The sequence below is a fragment of the Lysinibacillus sp. FN11 genome, from assembly GCF_024628845.1.
In the GTDB taxonomy this organism is placed as follows: domain Bacteria; phylum Bacillota; class Bacilli; order Bacillales_A; family Planococcaceae; genus Lysinibacillus; species Lysinibacillus capsici.
In genome coordinates this window covers 2,835,097-2,848,637 of record NZ_CP102383.1, presented here as the reverse complement: position 1 = coordinate 2,848,637, position 13,541 = coordinate 2,835,097, and the positions used below count along the sequence as shown (strand labels likewise).

Sequence of the window (13,541 nt, the reverse complement as noted above, 5' to 3'; positions counted from 1 at the left end):
ACTTGATGATGTAACTATTTGTCCGATAAATTAGATAGGAGGTGGACTAGATGGATATCGCAGCTTTATCGATGGCAATGAACCAATCAACACTTATGCAAAATGTATCTTTAGCTGTTACGAAACAGGCAATGGAAATGCAACAGCAAAATACAGAACAGTTAGTTGAAATGTTAGATGCTCCACATCCAACAGCCGGACATACAATTGATATTCAGGTATGAAGTAGGCAAGGTAGCTTGAAGTTAAAAGCTACCTCAACTTTTGTTTTTAGAAATAAATTCAAGAAGGCCTAAAATGTAACTTTTCGAATAAGAAAAACTACCAATAATACGATATACTAATAATTAGTAAGGAGGCAGGTTTTTTGAAAAAATATTTATACATACTGATGATTACGTTACTGATGATAGTTGGTTTTTCCTTTAATCAATCTGCTAAAGCAGCCCAACTAGTGACAGGGACATTTGTTGATGTAACGTTTTCAGAATATACGAAGCCAGATGGTACGATAGAAAAGCAACTTAGTAAAATTACATTGGAAAATGATCGTGGACGAACAGTAACGTTTAATATTAATAAAAATACTAGATTATATATTAATAATACGTCTACAACGATTGAGGGTTTTAAGATGGGGATGGCAGTCGAGGCTGAAATTTCTCTCAGAAGTGTTGTTGAACTTCGCGGTACCTCTCATACACCAACAGAAACAAATGTACCATCAACAGGAAGCAGTAACGGTAAAACAACTGCTGGTGTCGTAACGAGTATTGATCCAAATGGTTTATTTATCATGGTAAAACCAGATGTTGGCGCAGAAACGACATATTATTTAAACAAAGAAACCAATTATCAAAAAGGTTCTTCTGCAACAGATATTAGTGCATTATACGTTGGGGATCGAGTTAAATTAAGTTTCAAAAATAAAACTTCCTCAGTCATATCAAAGGTAGCTATCAGTGAAACAGGTACGCTCGTTGAAAACTTATATAAAGGCGAGATACAAGCGGTCAATCCTAATGCTAACAAGCTTACCGTGAAAAATCAGCATGCCTTTGTTAACTGGCAATTTGGCTCTCAAACAACAAATGATCTTTCAACTATGCCTTTTACATCCAAAGTACCAATCCATGTTGGGAATACGAAAATCGAGAAAGGTCAGCTGAAAAATTATATAGGTAGCGAAGCATACTATGCGACCGTTAAACAATTTGGTAAGGAAGTAATCGAGAAAATTGTTGTATTGAAAAATAATGAAAGAACATATTACGAACCAATGCTGTCTGTTGATACAGATTACCAACTACTGAAATTGAAAACAGCAGGAACAATGTATTTCCATAATGGGACTATTTTAATTCGAAATGGACGATTAATTGAACCTACTGGTCTTATGGCATATGGTACTGCTTTTGTCGTGGCTGATGGGGCTACTCGTGATCACTATGCCCAAGTAGTACAAGTTACAAGTGATAGCTTCATGTCACCTAATCTGGCAGGTCATGAATTATATTATGGACGCTTATCTCAAGCTGATGGATATGTAATTGAAATTGACGATGCGATGAAGATTGAATCGAATGTTTTCAAGAAAGCAGATCGTACTGTACTGTCGGTTAGTAATTCAACGAAAGCTATGGTAGATGACGGCAATAAAACGTATAGTGTCATGCCAGATATTGAACTTTACTTATCTGAGGGAGATTATGGTTATTTCTATGTGAAGGAAGGCCATGTACAAGCTCTTCATATTTTAGACAAGGCTAAACCTGTTGCCCCTCTAATGCTCGCAGGTAAACTACAGTCTGTGAAATCTACGTATCCTGCAGTCATTAATGTCAAGAGTGTTAGTCAATGGCAAAATGGTCGTTGGTATGAAGCGGGTGAAATGGTTAATATGAATATTGACCAAGCGACACTGATTAAAGCAGGTAAGGTGATTCAAGCTTCTGACTTACAGCCATCTGATCGTTTAGTTGTATTATCAGATCGATTTGTTAAAGCTCATTTTATTTTGGTAGATTAGCAATATTAAACTAAAAAAATCTGCGAGTCTTATGCGAATATGTTTCATAAGCTAAAGATAAGGAAGATACTTCAAATAGGCTAAATTGTGTATACATTCGCAAGACAAGCAGATTTTTTTAGTGGTATTAGAAACAAGCTTCATTATGCACGCAAATGCACAGTGAAAGAGAGGAAAAGCGAATGCAAAAAAAATTATCTAAAATCATGTTTCTAGTCCTTGCTGTTTTTTTGATTGGAACAACTATTCCATTCAATGCATCAGCCGCTTCATTAGAAACAACAGGTGCAGTAAAAAATGAATATACATATGAAGAAGCTGTGTTCCTTTCAGGGACACCTGTTATTTTTAAAGGGACAAGCAAAGATATTAAAATTGCACAAAAAGAATCCAAAGGTAAATTAACTGAAACGTATAGCATGAAGTTAACAGCAAACAATGGCGCTACATTGACAAGAAATATTGCCTATGAATCTGATGTAGTGGATTATGCAGTTCTTGGTCAAAAAACATCCAATGGTGAAGTGAAGAAATACACGGAAAAAATTACAATTGGCGCCATTACTTATTCCTTAGTCGATTATCAATTTTCACAAGGAACAGTTACTGATAATCGTGCAGCCTCTGATTATTACTCAGGAAATATTATTTCTAGAAAAACCTATGCTTTTGAAACAGGAAAAGGAAAAAATGCTGTTCAAAACACAGTAACAATTGAAACAGATAGTCGACATGCAGGCTATGAGAACTTCTGGGGTGCGACAGAAACTCAAATTACGGAGTCTGTTTATTCCTATAGTGATGGTAAAACAAGTCATGTGAAAAATCGTTTATCTACAAGTAAATCACGTGTTTTAAATTATGAGGAAAATCTCGGTAGCTTAGGGAGTTTTGAAGGTGGATATGCAGTCGTAAGTGAAAAGGATGTTATTTCTGAATATACATACGACCTATCTTCAGGACAAAAGGGTACACTTGATTTAGATACAGAGTACATGCCGACAATTGAACGTCTGATCATTCCTAAATTCAGAGATTTAACAACCCATTATGCGAAAGAAGCAATTGAAAAACTTTATTCTTTAGGTATTTACTCAGATTCAAGTAACTTCTTTTCTCCTAATACACCAATGAAACGTATTGATTTTACGACGGCTATTGGTAAAGCGGTTGATTTACGTGTGTTTGAAGAAAAGAAATCAAAAAAGACACCTACTACAAGTGTTTTTAAAGACTTGAAGCGTTCTATCAAAGATTACGGCTATATTGAATCAGCGTTAAATAAAGGGATAATTAAAGGTGTATCAGCTGACTACTTTAAGCCAGATAATGCGATTAATCGAGCGCAGGCTGCAACTATCTTTGTCCGTGCCTTAGGACTAGAAAATAGAGCACCTGATCCTGGTTACTTAACTAAATTTACAGATGACAAACAGATTCCAAATTATGCGAGAGATGGCATCTATATAGCGAATGAACTTGGCTTAATGATTGGTGATTCTGCTGGTCGTTTTAATCCAAATAAACCGCTAACGCGTGCAGAGGCGTCAGTTGTTCTAGAACGATTCTTGAAATATTTAGAGGATGACTTAAAACAAAACTATCGTGATGACATATTGTTCTTTAACTAAAGAAAGGATGGAACAAAAATGACCTATGTAAAAAAAGCATTGCTTGCTATGCTTTGCTTCATGCTTCTACTGATGACAGCTACACCTACTGTTACGCAAGCAGCTCCAACAATTAGAGATGTTCCAACAAATAGCAATAATTATAAAGCTATTTCATGGGCGGTCGATAATGACCTGATGTCCTTAAATAGTGCAAGTAACTTTTTACCAAATGATCAAGTGACAGATCGCGATCTTGTTCTGATGTTTGCCAAACTAGATCGGAACTATGCTTTATCTTATATAGATAGTGTTGCTTATAATTTCTATAGTGATTTTTATTTACCATTTAACGGTACACATGTTAATACGAATCGAACAAAAGCTGTAACTCGTGGCCAATTTGCCCAAATCTACGCGGCTTTTAAAGGCTTAGATTTAGATGAGCCACAGGCAGTTCAATATTTATATTCAAATGATTTATCTACAAGTTCTACAGGCAAAAACACATTTGCTAGCTTTAATCCTTCCACAAAATTAACACGGGGTGATGTTGCTGTATTTTTCTATCGTGCTGTTCAAAATAGCACTTTCGCAGTACAAGGATTAAAACGTAGTCCAGCTGGTCGTGATAATGATAGTATTACGTTACCTCCTGGTTTTATGGGATCTAGTAGTGCTGATTTTGAAGAGCCAAAGGATAATTCAAATGATTTTACTGGACCAAATAATGTTAATAATGCATTGCAGAGTATCGTGGTGGAAAAGCCTGATTTAATTGCAAATAATGTGGATACAACACTAGTTACAGTGTCTTTAAAGGCTTGTAATGGTGATCCTATCGCTGATGATAAATCCTATTCATTCCGCGTGAAGGCATCCTACGGAAATATTGTTGATACTTCAGGTGAAGCAGTTGACATTGTCCAATCAGATGGTTCAACTGTATCTGCTATAGTGGTAGCACCAAAACTAACTAAATCAGTACGTGATACAATAACTTTTGAACTGATTAATAATACGGACCCAGCAATGAAGTGTCTTGTTGGAGAGAAACTAAACGCAGAAGTGCGTTATGCACCACAGCCTGAATTACGTATTGATTACCAAGTATACGACCCAGCAAATACAGATGATAATGGTAGCGTGATTCCTGAATTTCCTAAAAGTGAAGATATTCCAGAGTTCTTTACGCAAAACTTAATTGATGTTTATAGCCCAGTTCCTCTCAATGCTAATTCAGATAAAAAATTATTTAGTATTGGGCAGCAAACAAATGTGACAGACGTTTTAGGAAATGTGCAAAACATCTATTTGCGTTACGGTGGTTCTGATCCTAAATATCCGGCATTAGGTTATGAAAATGCTATTCTTCAATTTGAAAACTATAATATTTCTGTTTACTTATTTGAGGAACTTTTAAAGACACGTTTTGAAAACTCTGTTACGACGCCAGCTAAAACGGAAATAATGTATTTAATTGCTGACGATGGTCGTCCTATTTATCGCATTCAGGGCATTGACGATGATATTGCCTCACAGGTAGAGAACATTAATCCAGTCGGCGCCATTATTCAGCTTATGAAAGAAATGCCAGACGAAAAAGATTTAACATTAGAACATTATGATAGTGTTATGAAGATTTATTCGATCTTCACAAACTTAAGTAACTATGACCGTACGGTATTATTAAAATACCAAGGCGGTAAATTACTTGGACAAGTAGAGGCCTTTAAAAAACGAGTTGAGGCACTAAAGGAAAGTGCGGATGCGGCATCAAGACCATCAGGAAAAGATCGTTATACAAAAGTAATGGTGACTTTAGTGCGTCCTGGTGGAGAGCCTATTACAGATTATCAAGGGACAGTTAAAATTAAGTATGACGGAGTAGAAAAAACAGCTTCATTCATTACGAACACTTCTGATCCATTAAATAATACAGGAAATCCAGGTACTGCTGTAGCCTACTTTGATTCAGTTATATATGGGAAATCTAAAGTGGAAGCAAGACTTGTCAATCCAATAGACCCTCGCTATGCAACGTCCTTGAAGGGTTTAAAAGATAAAACAGTGACGAAAGATATTTTCACGAATCCATACTTCAGTAAAAATTCATGTTCTTTAGCAACTGAAATTGCCTATGTAGTGGATTATTCTTCTTCCATGAAAGCTGTTGATCCAACAAATTATCGTGGGAAGAAAATGATTGAACTAATCAATCAATTAAAGGCTAAAAATAACATAGTCATTGAAACCAATACAAAAGCAACAGTACTTGGAGAAGGCACAACAGAAAATGTGTTGAAAAAAGATCTTTATAAAGCATCGAAAGAAAAGGGTGCAACCGATATTTTTGCAGGCATCGATATTGCTTTAACAAAATTCTCGAATGATTCGAAAACATCCAAAGCGATTGTTGTTGTCTCTGATGGTAAAACAAGTAAATCAAAAATGACAAAAGTTATAAATGAAGCGAAAAAGCAAGGTGTCAAAGTATATACAGTAAGTATGGGCAAAAAATCACAAGTAAATGACGCCACTTTAATGCAATTATCTTCAGAAACGGGCGGAACGTACTTCCATGCAATTGATAATATGCAATTGCATCAAGTCTTCCAGAAGTTAATTGATACAATTTTATGTAAAACGCAAGCTTCGAGCTGTATCAATCCAGAAGATTTATTTGAAGAGACAAGTGTTTCGCTACGAAAAGGTTATATTACAATGAGTGCTCGAGTTGATGGTAACTGTCAAAACGTTGCGAAGATGAATGTACGTTTTAATTCAATCAGTGGAGATGTCCAGTTTGATTTGCAAAAGCGTAGTGATCAAGTGTATATGTTAACAAAAACTGTTCAAACGATGCAGGACTTTAAAGTCAATGATGAGATTGAGTTTATAGCATACGATAAAGATGGAAATATGATTGCAATAAAGACTGTTACAATAACAAATTAATGAGAAAACTGCCTCCGATGATGGGGGCAGTTTTTTAATTTGAAACAACACGTATAATTTGTTACACTTAGTTTATAATAATTCTAATGTAGATGACGAATTGCAGTTCTTCATGACATGTTCACAAATTATTGATGAACTCTTGTCGAACTGTGCTATAATGAGATTTGTGAATTAGAACGTGTGAGGTGTTATTCATGCATACCATCGTAGTAGGCTTGAATTATAAAACAGCGCCTGTTGAAATACGTGAGAAGTTATCATTCATTGAGAGTGAACTGCCACAAGCAATGGAAGCGCTGCAAAAGCAAAAAAGTATATTAGAGAACGTAATTGTTTCGACATGTAATCGTACAGAAATATATGCTGTTGTGGATCAATTGCATACTGGACGTCATTTTGTGAAACAATTTTTAGCAAACTGGTTTGATTTACCTGTGGAGACATTTTCTTCGTATTTAACGATTCGTGAAGAAGATGAGGCAATCGAACATTTATTTAAAGTGACAGCTGGAATTGATTCAATGGTTCTAGGTGAAACACAAATTTTAGGGCAAGTAAAAAAAGCTTTTTAAGTGGACAAGAGATTGGCACAACAGGAACGGTATACAATCAGCTATTTAAACAAGCAGTAACATTTGCAAAGCGTGCTCATAATGAAACAGCGATTGGTGAGAATGCGGTATCCGTTTCCTATGCTGCTGTAGAATTAGCAAAGAAAATTTTTGGCTCATTACAACGCAAGCATGTAGCTATTTTAGGTGCAGGTAAAATGGGGGAACTTGCAATTGAGAACCTTTACGGTAGTGGTGTAGGGAAAGTTACTGTCATTAACCGTACATTTGAAAAAGCAGAAAGCTTAGCAGCTAAATTCCATGGTGAAGCTAAATCAATGAAGGAATTACAATGTTCTTTGTTAGAAGCGGATATTTTAATTACTTCAACAGGTGCTACTGATTATGTTATTGATTACGAGCTAATGCAATTCGTGGAACGTTTACGTAAAGGAAAACCATTATTCATGGTAGATATAGCGGTTCCTCGTGATATTGACCCACGAGTTGGCGACCTACCAAATGTATTCCTATATGATATTGATGATTTACAAGGTATTGTCGAAGCGAACTTAGCAGAGCGTGAACGTGCTGCTGCTGATATTACTAATATGATTGGCGACGAAGTTGTGCAATTTAAAGACTGGGTAGCAACGCTTGGGGTAGTGCCAGTCATCTCCGCATTACGTAAAAAGGCAAATCGTATTCAACAAGAGACTATGACAAGTATCGAAAATAAAATGCCAGATTTAACGGAACGTGAACGTAAAATTTTAAGCAAACATACAAAATCTATTATCAATCAATTGTTAAAAGAGCCAATCTTGCAAGCTAAAGAAATGGCTAATTCTCCAAAAGCAAATGAACAGTTACGTTTATTCCAACAAATTTTTGGTATAGAGGATGCTGTGGAAGCTGAAGTTCATGAGATGACAAAGCAAGAGCTTGAGCGCAAAGAACGCGCACAGGTATCTCAGACTTCTACTGAACCAAAGTACTCTTTCTAAATTATCTATTGCGCTCACGTAGAAAGCTGTGATTGTATATGGGTGTTACGCGCAATTGGATTTTCTACTGATATTACATGAGGCGTTTTCGTATCTGTATGGTAAACTAAGGATACGAAAACGTTTTTTTGTTTTCTATGCTAGAATAGTTTATTAATTTCACGACAAAGAAGGGATGTCTATTGGCTGATTTGACCATGACGAGGCTGTATGAAGTGATGATCGTCTTGTATGCGATCAGTCTAGTTTTTTACTTTACTGATTACTTTTATAAGCAAGTACGTGCAAGACGCATTGCTTTTTGGCTTGTTTCATTTGTATGGATGATTCAAAGTGCCATTATCATTTTAACGTTTGTGGAAACGAAGCGTTTTCCGATTTTATCCTTGTCTGAGGGAATACTTTTTTATTCCTGGTTACTCGTGACGTTATCCATTATCCTTCATTGCATAGCAAGGGTGGATTTACCTGTGTTTATTATTAATATACTAGGATTCTTATTCGCTAGTATATTTACTTTTATGCCGAAACGTCCTACAGGAGCTGTCGGGGATACTTTAATTTCGGAGATGCTTTTTATTCATATATCATTTGCAATATTGTCTTATGCAGCGTTTACATTAACATTTGTGTTTGCCATTTTGTATCTCGTTCTATATCGATTGCTGAAAAAGAAAAAGTGGTCGCATTTATGGACTAGATTGCCTTCCTTGCAGCAGACAAGCAGCTGGATGAATATTTCATTTTTTATTGGAATTCCGATGTTATTTATAAGTTTAATATTAGGGTTTGAATGGGCACTATTAACATTAGAGAGTCTTTCGATTTTCGATGCGAAAATCATAGGGTCCTTCATTATTTTAATTTTGTATTGTTTTATCCTATATGTGAATCGCAAAAGCAAGCTGACAGGTACAACTTATGCATGGGTACATATTTATGCCTATCTATTAGTTGTTGTAAACTTCTTCTTAGGGAGTAGTTTATCGAGATTCCATTTATGGTATTAGAAGAAAGGTTGGAGAGAGTTGAGAAAAATTATTGTAGGTTCTAGGAGAAGTAAACTAGCGCTAACGCAAACAAATTGGTTCATTAATGAATTAAAAGCGGCTGGTGCACCATTCGAATTTGAAGTAAAAGAGATTGTAACAAAAGGTGACCAAATTTTAGATGTACAGCTTTCAAAAGTAGGCGGGAAAGGGTTGTTTGTAAAAGAAATTGAACAAGCCCTTTACGATAAAGAAATTGACTTTGCTGTTCATTCTATGAAAGATATGCCTGCTGTATTGCCAGAAGGGCTAGTGATTGGTTGTATTCCACCACGTGAAGATGCTCGTGATGCATTTATTTCGAAAGGGCATGTTAAATTTGCTGACCTTCCTGCGGGAGCAGTCGTTGGGACAAGTTCTTTACGTCGTAGTGCACAGCTTTTAACAGTACGTCCTGATATCGAAATTAAATGGATTCGTGGAAATGTTGATACACGTTTAGCTAAGCTTGAAACAGAAGAATATGATGCCATTATTTTAGCAGCGGCTGGTTTGAAACGCCTTGGGTGGAGTGATGATGTAGTCACTGAGTTTTTACCTGTAGAACAATGTCTACCGGCTGTAGCGCAAGGCTCTCTAGGCATTGAATGTCGTGCCGATGATGCGGAGCTTTTAGCCGAATTAGGTAAACTGACTGATTCATTTACATGGCAAGAAGCACATGCAGAACGTGCATTTTTGGCTGCAATGGATGGTGGTTGTCAAGTACCGATTGCTGGGTATGCCACTTCAAATGGGGAAGAAATTACATTAACAGGCCTTGTTGCTGCTCCAGACGCATCTGTTGTCTATAAAGAAACAGTAGTCGGTACAGATGCACAAAAAATTGGAGAAGAGCTAGCTGCTATTTTAACAGAACAAGGTGCTTTCGATTTAATTCAGCGTGTAAAGGCAGAGCAAGATGCCGAGTAATTTACCTCTCAAGGGTAAAACCATACTTTTAACAGGCACATCTAAGACAACAACCATTGTCGAAAATATAATAGCTTTAGGTGGACAGGCCATCGTAGCCCCATTAATTGAAACTTGTGAACGATTAGATAGCGAGGATTCTGAACTATTGAATCGCGTTAAGCAATATGATTGGTTGATTTTTACTAGTCAAAATGCTGTAGAAGCTTTTGCTAGTAAAATGCTTCGACATCAATTTAATGCGAGTCACTTCCAAGGAAAAATAGCTTCTATTGGAACTAAAACAACAACAGCGCTGGAAAATTTAGGATTTCAAGTGAGCTTTATGCCTTCCATATTTAGTGCTGATATCTTCGTTAAAGAATTTCCGAGTGTAGCGGGTAATCATCCGAGATGTCTGTTTATTCGAGGAGAAAAGGCGAAAAGTACGTTGAAGGATGGATTGCCTTTTGAATTAAAAGAATGGACAGTCTATGAAACGATAGAACGACATGATCAAACATCTGTTATTGTCAATTGCATCCAGCAACATCAAGATGTTACAGTGATTTTTGCTAGTCCTTCAGCAGTTGACGTTTATGCAATGGAGGTTGTGCCACATATTGGCTGGGAAGCAGCTCACATTGCAGCCATTGGCCATATTACGGAAGCAGCTCTTGAACAATACGGCGCTACTGTGGATATTATGCCAAGTGTTTATACAATGCAAGCAGTCATCGAAGAAATTATGAAAGTAGGGGACAAATCATGACAAAACTACAATTTCAAAGACACCGTCGTTTGCGTACCAATGCAACGATGCGATCAATGGTAAAAGAAACATACTTACATAAAGAGGACCTGATCTATCCTATTTTTGTAATAGAAGGCGAAAATATTAAAAATGAAGTACATTCAATGCCTGGCGTTTTTCAATTTTCATTGGATAAATTAGAGGCAGAGGTGGATGAGGTTGTAGCATTAGGTATTCCTGCGGTTATTTTATTTGGCTTGCCAGCTGAAAAGGATGCGGTTGGAACGGGTGCATTTCATGATCATGGCATTGTGCAGGAAGCGACTCGACTCATTAAAACACGTCATCCTGAGTTATTAGTCATCGCGGATACATGCTTATGTGAATTTACAGATCATGGACATTGTGGCTTAATTGAGGGTGATCAAATTTTGAATGATCCTTCATTAGATGTTTTAGCCCGCACGGCGATATCCCAAGCAAAAGCTGGCGCTGATATCATTGCTCCATCTAATATGATGGATGGCTTTGTAACGGCAATTCGCGCTGGTCTGGACGAAGCTGGTTTTGAACATATTCCGATTATGTCCTATGCAGTTAAATATGCATCCAGTTACTATGGACCTTTCCGTGATGCTGCAGATGGTGCTCCGCAATTTGGTGATCGTAAATCCTACCAAATGGATCCATCAAATCGTCTAGAGGCATTCCGTGAGGCAGAGTCAGATATCGAAGAGGGCGCAGATTTCCTAATTGTCAAGCCTGCCCTTAGCTATTTAGATATTATTCGAGACATGAAAAATAACTATCCATTACCGCTTGTTGCGTATAATGTTTCAGGTGAATATGCAATGATTAAAGCGGCTGCTATAAATGGTTGGATTGAAGAGAAAAAAGTTGTGCTTGAAACATTATTAGGCATGAAACGTGCAGGCTCTGATTTAATCATTACGTATCATGCAAAAGATGTTGCACGTTGGTTGGAGGAGAAATAAATGACACGTTCTTACGAAAAATCAAAACAAGCCTATGCTGAAGCTGTTCAATTAATGCCGGGTGGTGTAAGTAGCCCAGTACGTGCATTCAAATCAGTAAATATGGACCCGATTTTCATGGAATCTGGCCATGGGGCAATCATTAAAGACATTGATGGCAATGAATATATTGATTATGTATTGTCTTGGGGTCCGCTAATTTTAGGACATACACATCCCGAGGTAGTGAAAGCAATTGCAGATACAGCTGCGAAGGGTTCTTCCTTCGGTGCTCCAAGCTATACTGAAAATCGCTTAGCTCAATTAGTATTAGACCGTCTACCAGGAATGGAAATGATTCGCTTTGTTTCTTCAGGAACAGAGGCTACTATGTCTGCATTACGTGTAGCGCGTGGTGTTACAGGTCGTGATAAGATCTTAAAGTTTGAAGGGTCTTATCATGGTCACGGTGACTCCTTATTGATTAAAGCTGGTTCTGGTGTTGCCACATTAGGCCTACCTGATAGCCCTGGAGTACCTGCAGATATCGCCCGCAATACGTTGACAGTTGCCTATAATGATTTAGAAGGGGCAAAAGTAATTTTCGAAAAATTTGGCGCAGAGTTAGCTGCAGTAATTGTGGAGCCAGTCGCAGGAAATATGGGTGTTGTACCTCCACAACCAGGTTTCCTAGAAGGTTTGCGTGCGCTTACTTCAGAGCACGGTGCATTATTAATCTTTGACGAAGTCATGACAGGTTTCCGCGTAGATTATGGCTGTGCACAAGGGTATTTTGGGGTAACGCCTGATATGACTACTTTAGGTAAAGTAATCGGAGGTGGCCTCCCTGTAGGTGCATTCGCTGGGAAAAAAGAAATTATGGAGCAAGTAGCACCAGCTGGACCAATTTATCAAGCAGGAACATTATCGGGGAATCCGTTAGCGATGACAGCCGGTTATGAAACGTTATCACGTTTAGATCATGGTACGTATGATTACTTTAAAAAATTAGGAGATCAGCTTGAGGCTGGTTTCCGTGAAGCAGCAACTAAATATAATATCCCGCACACTGTTAATCGTGCAGGCTCTATGATTGGCTTCTTCTTCACGAATGAAGATGTCATTGATTTTGCTTCTGCTAAAACATCAGATTTACAATTATTCGCTGAGTATTTCCGTCTAATGGCAGAGGAAGGTATTTTCTTACCTCCTTCTCAATTCGAGGGACTATTCATCTCAACAGCTCATACGGAAGAGCACATTGCGACAACGGTGGCAGCATTCCATAAAGTATTTGCGCAATTAGCGCAATAAAATTAATTTGATAGAGCATGCTAGAATTATTTCTAGCATGCTCTTCTGCTGTTAAAAAACAAAACCATTACTAGAATTTTTGCGGGAAGTGAAAATGTTTTCCTCTGTAGGCTACTTGCTCTCCTGTGGCCTCACCTCTTTAGCTATCCTATGGGAGTCAAGCATCCTCCACTCCAACCCATAAAAATGTTTCTTTATAGCAAAGGTTTTCATAAAGTGAATGTGTTCACTATTCATTTTATGGAGAGGTGCAAGAACGCAGTGAGTGAAGCAGCTTCGCTGGTGGAACGAAAAACAACCCTCGCCTTGCAAAATTGCTTTTTCTACGTTGATATTACCTTTTTTAATGGATTAAGCAGATAGCATTATAGTGCTTGAGGAATACATGAGCAAAAAGGAAT

General features: G+C 37.4%; 9 protein-coding genes and 1 pseudogene. All 10 read left to right on the top strand.

The window, feature by feature from the left end; translation table 11 throughout:
- Window positions 1-50: 50 nt before the first annotated feature.
- The 10 genes and pseudogenes from NP781_RS15185 to hemL all read left to right on the top strand — a co-directional run bounded on the left by NP781_RS15185 (window position 51) and on the right by hemL (window position 13,140).
- Entirely contained in the window at window positions 51-224 is a 174-nt protein-coding gene (locus NP781_RS15185) for a YjfB family protein (protein WP_257520273.1), read from the top strand.
- 143 nt (window positions 225-367) lie between these two features.
- Window positions 368-2,029 (top strand): epsilon-toxin family protein, encoded by a 1,662-nt coding sequence (locus NP781_RS15180; RefSeq protein WP_257520272.1) that lies wholly within the window; start codon window positions 368-370, stop codon window positions 2,027-2,029.
- 182 nt (window positions 2,030-2,211) lie between these two features.
- Window positions 2,212-3,660 (top strand): S-layer homology domain-containing protein, encoded by a 1,449-nt coding sequence (locus tag NP781_RS15175; protein ID WP_257520271.1) that lies wholly within the window; start codon window positions 2,212-2,214, stop codon window positions 3,658-3,660.
- 18 nt (window positions 3,661-3,678) lie between these two features.
- On the top strand, window positions 3,679-6,597 hold the full coding sequence (locus tag NP781_RS15170) for a vWA domain-containing protein (protein ID WP_257520270.1): 2,919 nt from the start codon (window positions 3,679-3,681) through the stop codon (window positions 6,595-6,597).
- A 197-nt stretch (window positions 6,598-6,794) separates the two neighbouring features.
- Window positions 6,795-8,158 (top strand): annotated as a pseudogene (hemA, locus tag NP781_RS15165) (glutamyl-tRNA reductase).
- Between the two features lie 182 nt (window positions 8,159-8,340).
- Window positions 8,341-9,168 (top strand): cytochrome C assembly family protein, encoded by an 828-nt coding sequence (locus tag NP781_RS15160; RefSeq protein WP_004226624.1) that lies wholly within the window; start codon window positions 8,341-8,343, stop codon window positions 9,166-9,168.
- Between the two features lie 18 nt (window positions 9,169-9,186).
- Window positions 9,187-10,119, top strand: a complete 933-nt coding sequence (gene hemC, locus NP781_RS15155) for a hydroxymethylbilane synthase (RefSeq protein WP_221680891.1) — start codon at window positions 9,187-9,189, stop codon at window positions 10,117-10,119.
- Complete coding sequence (locus NP781_RS15150) at window positions 10,109-10,870, top strand: uroporphyrinogen-III synthase (protein ID WP_257520269.1); 762 nt, start codon at window positions 10,109-10,111, stop codon at window positions 10,868-10,870. Before hemC ends, NP781_RS15150 begins: the two co-directional genes overlap by 11 nt.
- Window positions 10,867-11,847, top strand: coding sequence for a porphobilinogen synthase (gene hemB / locus NP781_RS15145; protein WP_004226631.1), 981 nt, complete (start codon window positions 10,867-10,869; stop codon window positions 11,845-11,847). The genes NP781_RS15150 and hemB overlap by 4 nt, the downstream gene beginning before the upstream one ends.
- Window positions 11,848-13,140 carry a glutamate-1-semialdehyde 2,1-aminomutase gene (gene hemL / locus NP781_RS15140; protein WP_054550021.1) on the top strand — a complete coding sequence of 431 codons (1,293 nt, stop codon included), beginning with the start codon at window positions 11,848-11,850 and terminating at the stop codon, window positions 13,138-13,140.
- The last annotated feature ends 401 nt before the right edge of the window (window positions 13,141-13,541 follow it).